A 16,916-nucleotide genomic window follows, 5' to 3' on the forward strand; every position below is an offset into this window, starting at 1 on the left:
ACGACCGCCAGTGCGGCGGTGAGCCGATGGCGACGCGGACAGGCTTCGGGCACCGATGTGAGAAAGGGCATGTAGGACGCGTTCAGTACCGGCGCGCCGAGTTGTACGGTCCGGCGTCGTCCACCGGCACGACCTTGACGGGCACACCGAAGGTCGAGGCGTGGATGACATAGCCGTTGCCCACGTACATGCCGACGTGCGAGGCGTCGGGGTAATAGATGATCAGGTCACCGGGCTGCAGCTGTGAGCGGTCGACCGGTGAACCACCGGCGAGCTGCGCCTGGCTGGATCGTGGCAGGGTCTTGCCGACCTGCTGATACGCCCACACCATCAGACCGGAGCAGTCGAAGGAGTCGGGGCCGGTGGCACCCCAGACATAGGGATCGCCGATGCGGGTGAGCGCCGCCTGGACAGCGGCCAGGGTGTACGCGGTGCCCGTGGGCAGCAACCGGGGATCGAAGGTGAATCGCGGGCCGCGCAGCGCGGCGAGCTGCTTACCGGTCATCGACTCGTAGATGGTGCGCACCTGGATCGCCTGCAACTGCAGCGCGTTCTGTTTGGACTGCAGTTCGCTCTTGGTCTTGGTGACCGTGGCGATGGCCTTGTCTGCGTCGGCGGCCTTGCGGTCGGCCGTGGCCTTGGTCGCGGTGGCCTCATGCTTGGCCTTGGTCAGCCCGCGCAGGTTGGCGGCGGTCTGCCGGGACAGCACCTCAAGTCCCGACATCTGGTCGAGAAGCGATTGCGGCGAGTCACTGACGAGCACGGCGTAAAGCCGGTTAACGCGTGCGCCTTTGGAGCTGGCCCGGGCAAGCGCGTTCACCGTGCGCTTGTAGCGCGCCAGTTGCCGGACCGCGTAGTTTCTCTCGGCGTTGGCCTTGCGGGACTCGGTACGTGCGCGCTGGGCGATTGTGCGCTGCTTGTCGTACTCGATCTGCGCGTTGTGCATCGCCTCGGCGGACTGCTCGGACTCGCGTGCGAGCTTCTTGTACCGCACGAGGAGCTGTTCGGCGGAGGCCGCAGGCTCGGCTTGCGCAGGGGTCGCCACAGCGGCGGTCGTGGCCGCAATCAGCACAATCGCGGTGATCCACGCGACAAAACGCATCGGTGACAGACTAGGGCGCCACTCATAGAGTGACAGCCCCTCACCACAGCGGTCACGACACACGACCGGCGTCGGTCGCGCCCCCTCCGATACCACTATCGCCACACTCCTCGCGCGACTCTCCTCATTGACGGGCCGCGGGCGGGGCACCCGTCACCAGGTACGACCCGCCCGTGTTGAGTACGGCTGCGCTCAGTAGCGCCGGACTCCCACCAGGTCCCACTGCTTGACGTGGGCGCGCTGCACGGGCACGCCGTAGGTGGACGAGTGGATAAAGATTCCGTTGCCCTCGTAGATGCCGGCGTGACCGCCACCGTTGAAGATCAGGACGTCGCCGGGCTTGGCGTCGGCGTAGTTGACGGCCTGGCCGCCGCCGAGCTGACCGTAGCTGTCGCGCGGAATGGTCTTGCCGGCCTGCTGGTAGGACCAGTACACGAGGCCGGAGCAGTCGAACGCGCTCGGGCCGGCGGCACCGTAGGAGTACGGCGACCCGATCTTGGTCGCGGCATACCGGACGGCTTTCTCGCCGGTGGTCTGGCGCGGGGCCAGGATGCTACGGGGACCATGCTGGGTGATCTTGCCGTGGCTCTTCGGCGTGACCGTCTTCTGCAATTCGCGCAGTTCCTTGGGGATCTGCTTCTCGCTGATGCCCGGAATCTCGAAGGTGCCGACGTTCGGGATGGTCACCGGGGCCGCCTCGGCAGCACCAGCGGCAACGCCGAGCGAGCCGATCGAAAGCGATCCGGCGATCAGCGCCGACTTGGCGAGCTTGCCGGTCCGTGCAGGCTGTTCCAAACGATGTTTGGCCACGAAGAACGTTCTCCTTCTTACTTCTCCCTGAACCGCCTACCGAGTTAGCTGTCGGGTTCGGGCGGAAGAAATTGCCCTACGTCTCGTCCGGTGGGACGGTGACGATTCACCCCAATTCGGCCATCGCTGGCGATGTCCGAAACCGGTGGGTCCCCGGTTCATCCGGTTGGATGACTAAGCGGTGACCTTCACGGACCACTCCGGTTGGAGTTACGACGCTCCGTCAAGGTCTCAGAAAGGTTACGAAATGAAACGGCCTTCTGTCCACTGGTCGACCGAATAAATTTCTACACGCTCATCACCCGGCGCGCAGCGTTTTGGCCGACTGGCCCGTAACGGGGCCCTGAACAGCTGAAATGCAATTTCTTGCAGATCGCGCAGACACAGTTGTCACCATTGCAGCGAGCGAGAAAACCTCGATGGCCGACGATATATCGCGGTCAGCCGCCGACTCCCGCCCTGTTACCAAGACTTCACCTTGTTCGCCGGCATCTGCGCTGCTCGGAGCGGCAAACAGTACCTGCATCATGCAGCCGTCACAGGCCGCCGGGCGCCCCGGGCACCCATAGCAATCGATCAGCATGTGTGACTTCCCTCTCGTTCTGTGCGTTCCAGCGACCAGATGAGCAGGACCCTAGAACACACGTACGACAATTGTTCTGCGCCCACTCGCTGCGCTCCTGGATCGCGGGTCCTGCGGGCCACAAGCCGTGTTCTTCCCTCGTCGCACTCGGTCGCAAGCTCCCTCACGCTCCTCAGTCCAGAACACGACGGCCCTGCCAGCAGTGTTGGGGCACCCCGCTCACGAGCTCGCGGAACCACCTGGCGCGAAGCGAGTGGACACAACCGGCCAGGTCCGGAGGGCCGTCGTGTTCTGGACTGACGAGTGAGCCGGGCGAGCCTGCGAGCCCGCGTGAACGAGGAGGGAAGAACACGACTCCTGGCCCGCAGGACCCGCGATCCGCGAGCCTGCGAGCGGGCGCCGTATCCCTGTCGTAGGTGCGAACTAGTGTGCGATCCGTGCACGAGCAGTTGAGTTTTGCCGATGTCGACGGAGGCGCCGCTCTTTTCGGCGAGGTGCCCTCGCGGTACGACGACATCTCCCTGTTCGACGCGACCCTGGTGGTCGTCGATCTGGAGACCACCGGCGGCAGCCCGGTGGACGACAGGATCACCGAAATCGGGGCGGTCAAGGTCCGGGGCGGCGAGGTGATCGGCGAGTTCGCGACACTCGTCGACCCGGGGATGCCGATCCCGCCGCAGATCGTCTCGCTCACCGGGATCACCGAGGCGATGGTGCACGACGCACCACGCGACAGCGAGGCCTTCCTGTCGTTCCTGGAGTTCGCCCGTGGCTCGATCCTGGTCGCCCACAACGCCCGGTTCGACATGGGATTCCTGCGCCGCTGCGCCGAGCGCCTGCACGTCCGCTGGCCGTTCCCGGCTCCCCTGTGCACCGTGACGCTGGCACGCCGCATCCTGAGCCGCGACGAGGCCCCTTCCGTGCGGCTGTCGGCGCTGGCCGAGCTTTTCGACGTCACGGTGCGCCCCACCCACCGCGCGCTCGACGATGCTCGTGCCACGGTCGAGGTGCTGCACCGGCTGCTCGAGCGGGTCGGCAACCAGGGCGTGCGGACAGTCCGGGAGCTGGCCTCCTACCGTTCGGAATCCGCGTCGCGGCTGGCCGCCAAACGTCATCTCGGCGAATCCCTGCCAACCCGTCCCGGCGTGTACCTGTTCCGTGGGCCGACCGACGAGGTCCTCTATGTCGGCACCGCGGTGAATCTGCGCAGGCGCGTCATGTCTTACTTCTCCGGCACCGATCCGCGTCGGCGGATGAGCGAGATGGTGCGGTTGGCGACGCGCGTCGATCACGTGGAATGTGCGCATGGGCTGGAGGCGGGCGTGCGTGAACTCCGGCTGCTGGCCGCCCACGCGCCCGCCTACAACCGTCGCTCGACACAGCCCAGGCGCGGCTGGTGGCTGGTGCTGTCCACCGAGCGCTTTCCCCGGCTGAAGGTGTCCCGCTCCCCCACCGACCAGTCGGTGGGCCCGTTCTCCGACCGCATGGTGGCCGCGTCGGTCGGAGACCTGATCTCGGTGGGTGCGGGGCTGCGGACATGTGCGACCACGGGTCGCGGGGCCACACACCATTGGTGCCGGCCCGACTCGTCGGGGCGGATGATCGGCGGGTGCCGGGCCGCGTCGCCGGTCCCGGTGACGCTGACGGAGTACGCGGGCCGGGTCATGAAGGCGCGCGCCGTGATGCTCGGCGACTGCGGCGACATCGTCGAACGCGCCATCGCGGAGGTGTCGCGGCTGGCCACGGCTGAGATGTTCGAATCCGCGGCCCGGCAGCGGGACAGGACCGCCGCGATGATCGACACGCTCGCCCGGTGCCAGCGGCTGCGGGCGCTGTGCGTCGTGGCCGAGCTCGTCGTCGCCCGGCCGCACGACGGCGGCGGCTGGGAGCTCGGGGTGATCCGGCACGGCCAACTGGCCAGTGCGGGCCTGGCACGCCGCGGGGTACCTCCCATGCCGGTGGTGGAGGCGCTGGTGGCCGGTGCACAGACCGTCAACCCGGGGGTGGGGCCGCTATGCGGGGCACCGCCCGAGGAAGCCGCGCTGATCTATCGGTGGATCACCGAGCCCGGCGCGCGCATCGTGTCCGCGTCGCAGCCGCTCACCCTCCCCGCCCACGGCGCGGCCCGGAGGCTGGACTGGTCACGACTGGCCCGCGAGGCACGACGGTAGGAGCCCCGGGCTATTCCTCGCCGATCGAGAACCCGCCCTCGACCTCTGAGCTGGAGTAGCTGCGGAAGGCGATGTGGGTGGCGCTGTGGGTGACGCCGGGCAACCGGTTGATCTTGCCGGTGACCACCTCGGCGATCTGCTCGTGGTCGCGCACCTTGATCTTGGCGATCAGGTCGACGTCTCCGGCGCACGAGTACACCTCACTGACGCCGGGGATGTCGGCGACGGCCTGCGCCGTTTCCGGGATCCGGTGGACATCGGCGGAGATGAGGACGATGGCGGTGATCATGCTCGTCACCCTAGTTCTTCGCGGCGCCGAGTTCGGTGCTCAGCGCAACCCAGCGATCGAGTACGTCACGGGCCGTGCCCGAGTCGATGACCGCCGCCGCCCGGTCCCGTGCCCCGGACATCGCCGCGGTGAGGGTTTCCGCGGTGAACGATTCGGTCTGCTCGAAGGCGACGATCGCTCCCGCCGCGTTGAGCAGCACCGCATCACGCACCGGACCGATCTGCCCGTCGAAGAGCTCCCGGGCGATCCGGGCGTTCACCGCGGCGTCGCCGCCTTGAAGGGCCGACAGTTCGACCAGCCCGATCCCCAGATCCCGCGGATCCAGGGACAGTTCGGTGACGGTGCCGCCGACCACCTGCCATACGTGTGAGGTGGTCGTGGTGGTCAGTTCGTCGAGACCGTCGTCGCCGCGGACGACGAGTGCCGACGTCCCACGCTCGGCGAATGCCTGCGCCAGCACCGGCGCGAGATCGCCGAACGCGCAGCCGATGAGACCGGCCGCCGGCGCGGCCGGGTTGGTGAGCGGCCCGAGGACGTTGAAGACCGTCGGGATACCGATCTCCTTGCGCGGCGGCCCGGTAAAACGGAACGCGGGGTGGAACACCGGGGCGAAGCAGAAACCGACGCCGACCTCGGCGACACAGCGGGCGACGGCGTCGGGGCCGAGTGAGATGGTGACACCGAGTGCTTCGAGGACGTCGGCGCCGCCGCTCTTCGACGACGCGGCGCGGTTGCCGTGCTTGACCACCGGAATCCCGGCGGCGGCGACCACGATAGAGGTCATCGTGGAGATGTTGACGGTGTGCGAGCGGTCACCGCCCGTCCCGACGACGTCGACGGCGCGCTGCGGGACCTCGACGAGGCTCGCGTGCGAGAGCATGGCCGAGGCAAGGCCGCTCAGCTCCGCGGCCGCCGCGCCCTTCATCTTGACGCCGACGCCGAACGCGGCGATCTGTGCTCCCGTGGCCGAGTCGGTCATGATCTCGTTCATCGCCCATGCCGCCTCCTCCGCGGTCAGGTCGATGCCGTCGGTGACGCGGCCGAGGATCTGCGGCCAGGTATGGGTTGTCGCGCTCACAGTCGTCCACAGTAGTGGGCGACCGGCGACGGCAGCAGCCGGACCTCGACCACCGGATATCCACGCCGACGCCGCGCGATCACTCGGGGAGTTGCAGCACCTGCCAGCCGAGGACGGTCCCCCGGTGCCGGGAGGCCATGCTCGCGATGCGCGAGCGTTCGCGCGAGACATCCACTGTGGTGAACGACTCAAGTTTGGCGAAGGCGACCATGTCGTCCGGGACCTCGGCACCCGCCGGCCCGGCGGCGCCGGTGATGACCTGATAGCCGTTGATCTCGGCGACATGGACCGCATCCTCGGCCCGCCCGCCGCCGAAAGCGAGGTAGTGCCGCAGTACCGCGGGCTCTCCCGCGCGCCAGGGCGACGGGTCGAGCACCACCGAACTGGCCACGGCCTCATCCGCGGATTCGGCGACGATAACGAGCCTGTCGTCATCCACCGACGTCAGAGCATCTTTTCCTGCGCCACGGGAGAAAAACTCCCGCAGCCGGTCCCATCGCCGCGGCGAGTGCCGCCGCCCACCGGGTTCGGTCATACCAGGAAGCAAATCACGACGGGCCGGACACGCCGAATTTCACCCCCGATACGGCCCCGGACCAGCGCCGGAAGAATTTGTTAGGGCAATTTCGTGACCCGAGTGGTCAGGGCTTACTACGAACCGTCATACTTCACATGTGACTAGCGCCGTAGGTACCCAAGGGACAGCCATCACCTCGCGCGTGCACTCACTGAACCGACCCAACATGGTCAGTGTCGGCACTATCGTGTGGCTGTCGAGTGAGCTCATGTTCTTCGCCGGCTTGTTCGCGATGTACTTCGTCGCGCGAGCCAATTCTTCGTCGGGGTGGCCGCCAGAGCCCACCGAGCTCAACCTCGCCCTCGCCGTCCCGGTGACGCTCGTCCTCGTCGCGTCATCGATCACCTGCCAGATGGGTGTGTTCGCCGCCGAGCGCGGCGACGTCTTCGGCCTGCGTCGCTGGTACCTGCTCACCTTCGCGATGGGCGCCTTCTTCGTCGGTGGACAGGGCTACGAGTACTACCACCTCGTGCACGAGGGCACCACGCTCGCCTCCAGCGCCTACGGCTCGGTGTTCTACATGGCCACCGGTTTCCACGGCCTGCACGTCATCGGCGGTCTGGTCGCGTTTATCTTCCTGCTGATCCGGACCAAGCTTTCGAAGTTCACCCCGGCCCAGGCCACCGCAGCGATCGTCGTGTCCTACTACTGGCACTTCGTCGACATCGTGTGGATCGGCCTGTTCGTCACCATTTACTTCATCCGGTAGTACAGCCCGGGTCATCCGCGCAGCCTTCATCGTCAGGACGACCCGGAACAGAGAAAACAGTCCGTCCGCTTAAGTAGAGAGTCACTGATGAGTTCATCTCCACCGCTACCGTCGGATAGCGACGACGTGGACTTCGGTGCAGCAGGGGCCGGCGCAGCCACGCCGGCCACCGGTGCCGGATCCGCAGCGTCGGCGGCCCGTAAAGCCAAGTCCCGTCGTAAACTTCGCCGTCGCGCAAGCGGCACAATCCTTCTGCTGGCAGGCCTCGTACTCGCCGGGATCATCGCGGCGGTGGTGTCACCCAAGCCGCAGGTGGCCACGGCCGACGAGTCCAGTGCCGCCCTCATCGCCGACGGCAAGAAGCTCTATGAGACCTCCTGCATCACCTGCCACGGCGCCAATCTGCAGGGCGTGAGCGATCGCGGACCGTCGCTGGTCGGCGTCGGCGATGCCGCCGTGTACTTCCAGGTGTCCTCGGGCCGTATGCCCGCGGCCCGCGGCGAGGCACAGGCCCAGCGCAAGCCCGCCAAGTTCACCAAGGCACAGATCGACCAGCTCGGCGCCTACATCCAGGCCAACGGCGGCGGTCCGCAGGTCATCTACGAGCGCAACGACGACGGCACCATCAAGAAGGATGAGGCCGGTCTCCCCGTCATCGCGCAGAAGTCCCTACGTGGCGACAACATCGGCCGGGGCAGCGAGCTGTTCCGCCTGAACTGCGCCTCGTGCCACAACTTCACCGGTCGCGGCGGTGCCCTTTCTTCGGGCAAGTTCGCACCGACCCTCGATGACGTCACCGAGCAGCAGCTGTACACGGCGATGCTCACCGGGCCGCAGAACATGCCCCGGTTCTCGAACCGCCAGCTGTCGGTCGAGGACAAGGAAGACATCATCGGCTTCATCAAGTACGTCACCGAGACCAAGCAGCAGGGTGGCCTGGGTATCGGCGGTTTCGGCCCGGTGAGCGAAGGCATGGTGATGTGGGCCGTGGGTGTCGTCGCCATCGTTGCCGGCGCAATGTGGATGGGATCGCGCTCATGAGTGGATCAAACGACAAGGACCTGCCGTCGCAGGACGAACTCGACCAGATGAGTAAGGAAGACCTGGTCAAGCTCGGTACCAATCTCGACGGTGTGGAGATCATCCACCGGGCTCAGCGCTATCCCGAGCCCGGCACCAAGGTGGAGAAGCGCGCCGAACGCCAGGTCGCGATCTGGCTGACCGTCTCGGGCATCTCCGCGCTGGCCTGCTTCGTGATCTTCATCTGGAATCACTGGGAGTTCGCACTCCCCGGTACCGACGACTACTGGCGCTACACTCTCAACACCCCGCTCCTCGGTATCACCTTCGGCCTGTCGATCCTGTCGATCGGCATCGCGATGGTGCTCTTCACCAAGAAGTTCATCCCGTCGGAGATCTCGGTCCAGGACCGGCACGACGGTGAGGGTGCCGGATCGTCCGAGGTCGACCGCAAGACCATCGTCGCCGAGCTGGGTGACTCGCTGGAGAGCTCCACCCTCCCCCGCCGCAAGATGATCATCGGGTCGGGCCTGTTCGCCTTCGGCGCGCTGGCCCTGACCGGTGTGGTCGCCGGCCTCGGCGGATTCATCAAGAACCCGTGGGCCAAGGGTGACAAGTCGGAGCTGTGGCACACCCACTGGTCGCCGATCTACAACCCGCCGGAGAACCCGAACGAGACCGTCTTCCTGCGCCGGGACACCGGCAACCCGTACCAGGTCACTCTGGTCCGCCCGGAGGATCTCGACGCCGGTGGCATGGAGACGGTGTTCCCGTGGCGCGTGTCCGACGGCCTGGGTGAGACCGAGCATTCGCGTCACAAGCTGCTCGAAGGGCTGCGCTACGTCAGCAACCCGGTCATGCTGATCCGTCTGCGCCCGTCCGACACGGCCAAGGCGATCAAGCGCAAGGGCCAGGAGAACTTCAACTACGGCGACTACTTCGCCTACACGAAGGTCTGCAGCCACCTCGGCTGCCCCACCTCGCTGTACGAGCAGCGCACCAACCGCATCCTCTGCCCGTGCCATCAGTCGCAGTTCAACGCCCTGGAGTACGGCAAGCCGATCTTCGGACCGGCCGCCCGCGCCCTGGCCCAGCTGCCGCTGACGGTCAACGACCAGGGCTACCTGGTCGCCGCGGGTGACTTCATCGAACCTGTCGGACCGGCCTTCTGGGAGCGTCGATCATGAGCAACCGCCTGGCCTTACAGGCCAACGAAATGGACCAGCGCTACCGCATGGCGCCAGGTATGCGTCGGCAGATCAACAAGGTCTTCCCCTCGCACTGGTCGTTCATGCTGGGTGAGGTCGCGCTCTACAGCTTCATCATCCTGCTGGTCTCGGGTGTCTACCTGACACTCTTCTTCGATCCGTCGATGGCGCATGTGATCTACGACGGCGCGTACACCCCGCTCAACGGCGTCACCATGACGCGGGCGTACGAGACCACGCTGAACCTCTCGTTCGAGGTACGCGGCGGCCTGTTCGTCCGGCAGATCCACCACTGGGCGGCACTGCTGTTCGCGGCGTCGATCATCATCCACATGGCCCGCATCTTCTTCACCGGTGCGTTCCGGCGCCCGCGCGAAGCCAACTGGGTCATCGGCTGCGTGCTGCTGCTGCTGGCGATGTTCGAGGGCTTCTTCGGCTACTCACTCCCCGACGATCTGCTCTCGGGCACCGGCGTTCGCGCCGCCATGTCGGGCATCGTGATCGGTATCCCGCTGATCGGCACCTGGGTGCACTGGGCGCTGTTCGGCGGCCAGTTCCCCGGCGACATCGTGATCCCACGCATGTACGTGCTGCACATCCTGCTGTTCCCGGGCATCATCCTGGCCCTGATCGGCGCACACCTCGCGCTGGTCTGGTACCAGAAGCACACCCAGTTCCCCGGCCCCGGCCGCACCGAGACCAACGTCGTCGGCGTCCGGATCCTCCCGGTGTTCGCCGCCAAGGGCGGCGCGATGTTCGCGATCGTCACCGGTGTGCTGGCCATGATGGCGGGTATCTTCCAGATCAACCCGGTCTGGGTGATCGGTCCGTACGATCCGGCACACGTCTCGGCCGGCTCGCAGCCGGACATCTACATGATGTGGACGGACGGTCTGGCCCGACTGATGCCGGCCTGGGAGCTCTACCTCGGCCCGTACACCGTGCCGGCGGTCTTCTGGGTGGTCGTGGTGATCGGCATCATCATGGTGGGCCTGTTCGCGTATCCGTGGATCGAGGCCAAGCTCACCGGCGACACCGCACACCACAACCTGCTGCAGCGTCCGCGTGACACCCCGGTTCGCACCGGCATCGGTGCGATGGCCCTGGCGTTCTACATCATCCTCACGCTCTCGTGCATGAACGATGTGATCGCCCTGAAGTTCCACGTGTCGCTGAACGCGACCACCTGGATGGGCCGTATCGGTCTGATCATCGTCCCGCCGCTGGCCTACTTCATCGCCTACCGCTGGGCCCTCTCGCTGCAGCGCAGCGACCGCGAGGTCCTGGCCCACGGCATCGAGACCGGCATCATCACCCGCCTCCCCAAGGGCGAGTACATCGAGCTGCACCAGCCGCTCGGCCCGGTCGACAGCCACGGTCACCCGATCCCGCTCCCCTACCAGGGCGCGGCTCTGCCGAAGCGGATGAACAAGCTCGGCTCCTCGGGTGCACCCGGTACGGGATCGATCCTGTCCGCCGATCCGCTCGAGCAGCAGCGGCGCAACGTCGAGCTCGAACACGAGCACGAGGCGCAGGAGAAGAAGGCCTTGCAGGAGCTGCAGGCCAAGGGCGGCAACCCGCTCGCCTGATCCTCACCGGAAATACAGCAACCGGGGCGGTCCGAGATCATCGGACCGCCCCGGTTGTTTTCTGTCTGTAGCTGCCCGGGGCTCTCCCCTCCCCTACGTCAGGCCAGTGCGCCTAGTCGAGGACGAAGACCGGGATGAGCCGGTCCGTCTTGGTCTGGTATTCGGCGTACGGCGGATAGGCCTGCACCGCCAGCTGCCACCACCGGTCCCGTTCGTCACCGGACACCTCACGTGCGGTCATCTCGACGACCTTGTCACCGTCCTGCACGGTGATCTGAGGGTGCGCTTTCACGTTGAAATACCACGACGGATGCGTCGACGCTCCTCCCTTGGAGGCCACCATGGCGTAGCTCTGACCGTCTGTGACCCGCATAAGGGGCACGTAGCGCTTCTTACCGGTCCTGGCGCCCGTCGTGGTGAACAGCACCACGGGACGGTTGATGATGTCGACGGCGGCTGTGGTGCCGGCGTTGAGGATCTCCTCGGTCTGCCTGCGCACCCAATCGGTGGGGCTGAGTTCGGGCTGGGTCTGTTCGGCATCCTGCGTCATGTACCAATTCAACCATCGCCCGGCGAGACAATTCCGGCGAACACAGACCGGAACGCGCTGCGCCCACCGGCTGCCCCCTGGCCGCCCGCAGGAGCGCGAATCCGCGAGCCATGCGGGGGGACGGGAGCACATGACAAAAGCCGCCTCAGAAGAGTTCTGAGGCGGCTTTTGTTGTCTGGTGAGAGGTGCGTCAGTGCTTCTCGGGACCGATGTGGTACTCGAACACCATGCCCGCTGCCGTGCCGATGATCACGAAGGCGGAGAAGATCGCGAACCACAGGTTCCCGGTGGCGAAACCAAACGCGAAGAGCGCGGCACCCGCGGCGACCGAGATCGGCCACCAGCTGTGCGGGCTGAAGAAGCCCAGTTCGCCCGCGCCGTCCTCGATCTCGGCCTCTTCGTAGTCCTCGGGCCGGATCTCGACACGCCGGGCGACGAACCGGAAGTAGGTTCCCGCCAGCAGCGTCAGACCGCCGCTGAAGAAGATCGCGGTCACACCGGCCCACTCCACTCCCCTGCTGGAGAAGTAGGTGCAGATCGTGTAGACGACGCCCGCGAGGAAGAAGAACGCGGTCAGGAGCTCAAAGATCCTGGCTTCGATTTTCATCCGTTGGCTCCCATCGTGCAGTTGGCGATCTGGGTCTTGCTGGCGTCGCCGAGATCCTTGGGGGTGTCACCGTTGGTCTTACGCCGGGTCTCGAACGGCACCGTTGTGACCGAGGTGGGCTGCTCGCACACGGACTCAAGGGCCTGGCCGTTGGTCCAATCGGGGTTATTGACGCGTGCCTGGATGTAGCGGTCGAAGGTCTCCCGCTTCACCGCGCGAACCTCGAAGTTCATCATCGAGTGGAACGTGCCGCACATTTCCGCGCACCGGCCGACGAACGCGCCCTCACGGTCGATCTTGGAGATCTGGAAGCGGCTGTCGGTGTGGTTCTGCTTGGGGAACGGCATCACGTCGCGCTTGAACAGGAACTGGGGAACCCAGAACGAGTGGACAACGTCGGCGGACTTCACGTCGAACTCGATGCGCGCGCCGACCGGCAGCACCAGGACGGGGATCTCGGCCGAGGTGCCGACGGTCTCGACCTTGTCGAAGTTCAGGTAGTCGCGGATGTCGTCGTCACGTCCGCCGGCGGGACCGGGCTTGTCCTCGTCGGTCTCGTGGCCGCCGTGCTCAAGCTTCTCGGGAACCTGGACGTCGAACGGGGTCTTGTTCACCCCGCCAGAGGCACCCTTCTCGATCTCCCCGGGGTTGCCCTTGCGGTCGAGCAGGTCGAGCTTCTGGCCGTTGGCCAGGGTCACCTGGTTGTAGCCGAACTTCCAGTTCCACTGGAACGCGGTGACGTCGACGACGACCGCCGGGTCGTCATGCTTCTTCTCGACGTCGTTCTGGACGACGACGGTGAAGTAGAACAGCACCGCGATCAGCACGAACGGGGTGGCCGTGAGGCCCAGTTCGAGCGGCACGTTGTAGCCGAACTGCCGGGGGAACTCATCTTCGCCGTCTTTGTGCCGGTGGAAGGTGATGGTCCAGAAGATCGCGATCCAGACGAGGAGACCGACGACCAGGGCGGCGATCACCGACCAGGTCCACAGATGCTCCATGTCCTTCGCCTCGGGGGTAACGCCCTCCGGCCATCCGAAACGCATGGCGTCGCGGGCATCACACCCTGACATCAGCAGGGCGCCGAGTCCCAGTGCGACCGCCAAACCAAGTCGCTTCACGTTTCGACCTGCAGATGAGACATGCCTCGCTCGGGGCCGTCCACCGTGTGCCAATTTCACGCCTTCCTGCTCGCTCGGCCAGCATTTTCCAGCTGTCCGAGTCGCCGTGCCACATGACGAGCGCGGTGCGAAAAACATCACGCTGCGCCGAGTAAAGGGCTCTCGGCACACCACGATTCTCGCACCTAGTACTACGCAGCGTAGACCAACCCGGCGAACCTTTCGTGATTGGGGCGGGTATGGCGCATGACCTGGTCGATTCGCCCAGGTCGGACACCGGCGGGAAGGCCCGCCGACGGTGCGTTCGGGGCATCTGGGGCACGGCCCCGGAGACCACGGCGAAAAACCGTAGCCCGTGGCCGACGCACCGGTTCCGCATCGTCTGCGGCATACTCGACCCGTCGGATTCTCCCGGCCCGCCCGGCCGCCGCCCTGGTCTCCCGACACCCAACGGACGTGAGGAACTGCCTGAATGTGTGGACTGCTCGGCCTTCTGACCTCCGACGGCTCCGCCGCGGACGCGGTCGACCTCGTGGCTGCGGCCACGCACTGCATGCGTCACCGGGGTCCGGACGAGCCGGGCACGTGGAATGACGAGCACATCGTCCTCGGATTCAACCGCCTGTCGATCATCGACATCGAGACCTCACATCAGCCGCTGCGCTGGGGACCGCCGGACAACCCGGAGCGCTACGCGATGGTCTTCAACGGAGAGATCTACAACTACCTGGAACTGCGCGCCGAACTGGGCCGCGACGAGGGTGCCGTCTTCCGCACCGAGGGCGACGGTGAGGCCATCGTGGCCGCCTTCCACCACTGGGGACCGGACTCGGTGCGCAGGCTGCGCGGCATGTTCGCCTTCGCGATCTGGGACACCGCCGACAACTCGCTGTTCATCGCCCGCGATCCGTTCGGCATCAAGCCGCTGTTCATCGCGACGGGTCCCGGCGGCACCGCCTTCGGCAGCGAGAAGAAGAGCCTGCTCGAACTGATCGACCGGATCGGACTGTCCGAGGATCTCGATCCGCGAGCCACCGAGCACTACACCGTTCTGCAGTACGTTCCCGAACCGGAGACGCTGCACGCCTCGATCCGCCGGCTCGAATCGGGGACGTACGCCACTCTCAAGCCCGGTTCGGCCCCCTCGGTGCGTCGCTACTTCACCCCGCAGTTCGCCGTGCGCCCGGTGACCGAGGCGACCCGGCAGCAGCGCTACGACGACATCGCGCAGGCGCTGCGAGACTCGGTGGCCAAGCACATGCGCGCCGACGTGACCGTCGGCTCTTTCCTGTCCGGCGGCATCGACTCGACTGCCATCGCCGCGCTGGCCATCCAGCACAACCCCGACCTGATCACGTTCACCACCGGGTTCCAGCGTGAGGGCTACTCGGAGGTCGATGTCGCGGCCGAATCCGCGGAGGCGATCGGCGCCCGGCACGTGATCAAGGTCGTCGGGCCCGACGAGTTCATCGCCTCTATTCCCGAGATCGTCTGGTACCTCGACGATCCGGTCGCCGACCCGGCCCTGGTCCCGCTGTACTTCGTGGCCAAGGAGGCACGCAAGCACGTCAAGGTGGTGCTCTCGGGTGAGGGTGCCGACGAGTTGTTCGGCGGCTACACCATCTACAAGGAACCGCTGTCGCTGAGCGCCTTCGACAAGCTGCCCGGCACCCTGCGCCGCCTCGCCGGCAAGGTCTCCGACCGTATCCCGGAGGGCACCCGAGGCAAGAGCCTGCTGCATCGTGGCTCGCTCACGCTGGAGGAGCGCTACTACGGAAATGCCCGGAGTTTCGACGACGCCCGGCTGCGGGCCGTCCTGCGCGACTACCGCCCGGAGTGGACGCACACCGACGTCACCGCACCGATCTACGCGCAGTCCCGCGGCTGGGATCCGGTCGCCCGGATGCAGCACATCGACCTGTTCACCTGGTTGCGCGGCGACATCCTGGTGAAGGCCGACAAGATCACAATGGCCAATTCACTGGAACTGCGGGTGCCGTTCCTCGACTCTGAGGTCTACAAGATCGCCGAGACCCTCCCTTTCGACGAGAAGATCGCGCACGGCACCACCAAGTACGCGTTGCGCAAGGCACTGGAGCAGATCGTGCCCCCGCATGTGCTGCATCGCCGCAAGCTCGGCTTCCCGGTGCCGATCCGGCACTGGCTGGCCGGTACCGAGATGTACGACTGGGCGCACGAGACGATCGCCGCGTCCCAGACCGACCACATCTTCGACAAGAGCGTGGTGGTGGCGATGCTGAACGAACACCGCGACGGTGTCGTCGACAACAGCCGCCGCCTGTGGACGATCCTGATCTTCATGGTGTGGCACGCGATCTTCGTCGAGAAGACGCTGGTGCCGGCGATCACCGACCACGACTATCCGGTGCGCCTGTAGTTCCGAGATGCGCCTGGAGTCCCGACATGCGATAAGGGCCGCCCGTCGATGTCTCGACGGGCGGCCCTTGTCGTATTCGGCCTGAACTACAGCACGGCGCCGATCTCCGCGACCGCATCCTCGCCGTAGGCGCCCTTGATGCGGGTCAGGGCGGAGTCGCAGTCCCATGACCAGTCCTGCGTCGAGATCGCCTCGAGCACGAGAACGGCCACCATCGACCCGAGCTGAGCGGCGCGCTCAAACGACAGACCCTTGCTGACGCCGAGCAGGAAGCCTGCGCGGAAGCCGTCGCCGACGCCGGTCGGGTCGACCTTCTCGGTCTCCGGGACGACGGCCACGTGCACGGACTCGCCGTCGACGATGTCGACGCCCTTGCTGCCGAGGGTGGTGATACGGGTGCCGACCATCGCGGCGACCTGCGCCTCCGACAGGCCGGTCTTCTGCTGCAGCAGGCCCCACTCGTATTCGTTGGTGAACAGGTAGGTGGCGCCGTCGATGAGTTCGCGGGCCTGCTCGCCGTCGAGGCGGGCGAGCTGCTGCGACGGGTCGGCGGCGAAGGGCACCCCGGCCTCGCGGCATTCGCGGGTGTGGCGCAGCATCGCGTCCGGGTCGTCGGCGCCGATCAGCACCAGTTCGGGGGTGCCGTTCTTCGCGAACAGTTCCTTCAGCGAGATCTCGCGGGCCTCGCTCATCGCACCGGGATAGAAGGTGGCCAGCTGGGCCATGGTCTCGTCGGTGGTGCAGGTGAAGCGCGCGGTGTGGTGGTTCTCGGAGACCCGGACGGCGCCGCAGTCGACGCCGCCGGCTTCTAGCCACCGGCGGTAGTCATCGAAATCGGGGCCGACGGCACCGACGAGAGTGGGAGTGCCGCCGAGCTGTCCCATGGCGTAGGCGATGTTGCCGCCCACCCCGCCCCGCCGGACGACGAGATCGTCGACGAGGAAGCTCAGCGAGATGTGCTCAAGCTGATCGCGGAGCAACTGTTCGGAGAACTTGCCCGGAAAGGTCATCAGGTGATCGGTCGCGATGGACCCGCATACGACGATAGTCACGGGACCTCACGCTACCGGTTGACAACGCACGACCGGCCGCACCCCCTGCGCG

General features: G+C 66.4%; 15 protein-coding genes and 1 riboswitch. Of the genes, 6 read left to right on the plus strand and 9 right to left on the minus strand.

Annotated features, from left to right (window positions below; all coding sequences use genetic code 11):
* Positions 1-82: 82 nt before the first annotated feature.
* Together GOAMR_RS10680 and GOAMR_RS10685 are read right to left on the minus strand one after the other, a co-directional pair.
* Positions 83-1,102 (minus strand): C40 family peptidase, encoded by a 1,020-nt coding sequence (locus GOAMR_RS10680; protein ID WP_005186918.1) that lies wholly within the window; start codon positions 1,100-1,102, stop codon positions 83-85.
* A 192-nt stretch (positions 1,103-1,294) separates the two neighbouring features.
* The gene (locus tag GOAMR_RS10685; RefSeq protein ID WP_005186921.1) at positions 1,295-1,912 is read right to left on the minus strand and encodes a C40 family peptidase; all 618 of its coding nucleotides are present in this window, start codon (positions 1,910-1,912) and stop codon (positions 1,295-1,297) included.
* An 18-nt stretch (positions 1,913-1,930) separates the two neighbouring features.
* A riboswitch (cyclic di-AMP (ydaO/yuaA leader) is annotated at positions 1,931-2,103 on the minus strand.
* A gap of 829 nt (positions 2,104-2,932) precedes the next feature.
* Between GOAMR_RS10685 and GOAMR_RS10690 the strand changes: the two genes are divergently transcribed.
* The gene (locus GOAMR_RS10690) at positions 2,933-4,666 is read left to right on the plus strand and encodes a DEDD exonuclease domain-containing protein (RefSeq protein ID WP_005186923.1); all 1,734 of its coding nucleotides are present in this window, start codon (positions 2,933-2,935) and stop codon (positions 4,664-4,666) included.
* Positions 4,667-4,676: 10 nt separating this feature from the next.
* Here the strand turns inward: GOAMR_RS10690 and GOAMR_RS10695 are convergent, their stop codons facing one another.
* The 3 genes from GOAMR_RS10695 to GOAMR_RS10705 form a co-directional block, all read right to left on the minus strand.
* Complete coding sequence (locus tag GOAMR_RS10695) at positions 4,677-4,955, minus strand: Lrp/AsnC family transcriptional regulator (RefSeq protein ID WP_005186927.1); 279 nt, start codon at positions 4,953-4,955, stop codon at positions 4,677-4,679.
* A gap of 10 nt (positions 4,956-4,965) precedes the next feature.
* Positions 4,966-6,033 carry an anthranilate phosphoribosyltransferase gene (trpD, locus tag GOAMR_RS10700; protein ID WP_005186930.1) on the minus strand — a complete coding sequence of 356 codons (1,068 nt, stop codon included), beginning with the start codon at positions 6,031-6,033 and terminating at the stop codon, positions 4,966-4,968.
* A 79-nt stretch (positions 6,034-6,112) separates the two neighbouring features.
* Complete coding sequence (locus tag GOAMR_RS10705) at positions 6,113-6,472, minus strand: hypothetical protein (protein ID WP_005186933.1); 360 nt, start codon at positions 6,470-6,472, stop codon at positions 6,113-6,115.
* Between the two features lie 235 nt (positions 6,473-6,707).
* Between GOAMR_RS10705 and ctaE the strand changes: the two genes are divergently transcribed.
* From ctaE to qcrB, 4 genes are all read left to right on the plus strand, one after another.
* Positions 6,708-7,319, plus strand: coding sequence for an aa3-type cytochrome oxidase subunit III (ctaE, locus tag GOAMR_RS10710; RefSeq protein ID WP_083836925.1), 612 nt, complete (start codon positions 6,708-6,710; stop codon positions 7,317-7,319).
* Between the two features lie 87 nt (positions 7,320-7,406).
* Positions 7,407-8,360 carry a cytochrome bc1 complex diheme cytochrome c subunit gene (gene qcrC, locus GOAMR_RS10715; RefSeq protein ID WP_040514958.1) on the plus strand — a complete coding sequence of 318 codons (954 nt, stop codon included), beginning with the start codon at positions 7,407-7,409 and terminating at the stop codon, positions 8,358-8,360.
* Positions 8,357-9,526 (plus strand): cytochrome bc1 complex Rieske iron-sulfur subunit, encoded by a 1,170-nt coding sequence (gene qcrA / locus GOAMR_RS10720; RefSeq protein WP_005186941.1) that lies wholly within the window; start codon positions 8,357-8,359, stop codon positions 9,524-9,526. Before qcrC ends, qcrA begins: the two co-directional genes overlap by 4 nt.
* The gene (gene qcrB / locus GOAMR_RS10725) at positions 9,523-11,136 is read left to right on the plus strand and encodes a cytochrome bc1 complex cytochrome b subunit (RefSeq protein WP_005186943.1); all 1,614 of its coding nucleotides are present in this window, start codon (positions 9,523-9,525) and stop codon (positions 11,134-11,136) included. The genes qcrA and qcrB overlap by 4 nt, the downstream gene beginning before the upstream one ends.
* 112 nt (positions 11,137-11,248) lie before the next feature.
* On the opposite strand, the gene GOAMR_RS10730 is transcribed toward qcrB, so the two are convergent.
* From GOAMR_RS10730 to ctaC, 3 genes are all read right to left on the minus strand, one after another.
* Positions 11,249-11,686 (minus strand): nitroreductase family deazaflavin-dependent oxidoreductase, encoded by a 438-nt coding sequence (locus tag GOAMR_RS10730; protein WP_005186946.1) that lies wholly within the window; start codon positions 11,684-11,686, stop codon positions 11,249-11,251.
* 190 nt (positions 11,687-11,876) lie between these two features.
* A complete protein-coding gene (locus tag GOAMR_RS10735; RefSeq protein ID WP_005186949.1) occupies positions 11,877-12,293 on the minus strand; it encodes a cytochrome c oxidase subunit 4 in 417 nt (138 codons plus the stop codon).
* Positions 12,290-13,414, minus strand: a complete 1,125-nt coding sequence (gene ctaC / locus GOAMR_RS10740) for an aa3-type cytochrome oxidase subunit II (protein WP_040514959.1) — start codon at positions 13,412-13,414, stop codon at positions 12,290-12,292. Before ctaC ends, GOAMR_RS10735 begins: the two co-directional genes overlap by 4 nt.
* Positions 13,415-13,886: 472 nt before the next feature.
* On the opposite strand from ctaC, the gene asnB reads away from it, so the two are divergent.
* Positions 13,887-15,812 (plus strand): asparagine synthase (glutamine-hydrolyzing), encoded by a 1,926-nt coding sequence (gene asnB / locus GOAMR_RS10745; RefSeq protein WP_005186953.1) that lies wholly within the window; start codon positions 13,887-13,889, stop codon positions 15,810-15,812.
* Between the two features lie 86 nt (positions 15,813-15,898).
* Here the strand turns inward: asnB and GOAMR_RS10750 are convergent, their stop codons facing one another.
* Positions 15,899-16,864 carry a carbohydrate kinase family protein gene (locus tag GOAMR_RS10750; RefSeq protein WP_211599619.1) on the minus strand — a complete coding sequence of 322 codons (966 nt, stop codon included), beginning with the start codon at positions 16,862-16,864 and terminating at the stop codon, positions 15,899-15,901.
* Positions 16,865-16,916: the final 52 nt, after the last annotated feature.

It is taken from the genome of Gordonia amarae NBRC 15530, assembly GCF_000241345.1.
In the GTDB taxonomy this organism is placed as follows: Bacteria; Actinomycetota; Actinomycetes; order Mycobacteriales; family Mycobacteriaceae; genus Gordonia; species Gordonia amarae.

Bases quoted from the DNA above. Each gene is read 5' to 3' on its own strand.
- GOAMR_RS10735 (WP_005186949.1), bottom strand. From the start codon at position 12,293: ATGAAAATCGAAGCCAGGATCTTTGAGCTCCTGACCGCGTTCTTCTTC.
- asnB (WP_005186953.1), top strand. From the start codon at position 13,887: ATGTGTGGACTGCTCGGCCTTCTGACCTCCGACGGCTCCGCCGCGGAC.
- qcrC (WP_040514958.1), top strand. From the start codon at position 7,407: ATGAGTTCATCTCCACCGCTACCGTCGGATAGCGACGACGTGGACTTC.
- qcrB (WP_005186943.1), top strand. From the start codon at position 9,523: ATGAGCAACCGCCTGGCCTTACAGGCCAACGAAATGGACCAGCGCTAC.
- GOAMR_RS10730 (WP_005186946.1), bottom strand. From the start codon at position 11,686: ATGACGCAGGATGCCGAACAGACCCAGCCCGAACTCAGCCCCACCGAT.
- GOAMR_RS10695 (WP_005186927.1), bottom strand. From the start codon at position 4,955: ATGATCACCGCCATCGTCCTCATCTCCGCCGATGTCCACCGGATCCCG.
- GOAMR_RS10680 (WP_005186918.1), bottom strand. From the start codon at position 1,102: ATGCGTTTTGTCGCGTGGATCACCGCGATTGTGCTGATTGCGGCCACG.
- qcrA (WP_005186941.1), top strand. From the start codon at position 8,357: ATGAGTGGATCAAACGACAAGGACCTGCCGTCGCAGGACGAACTCGAC.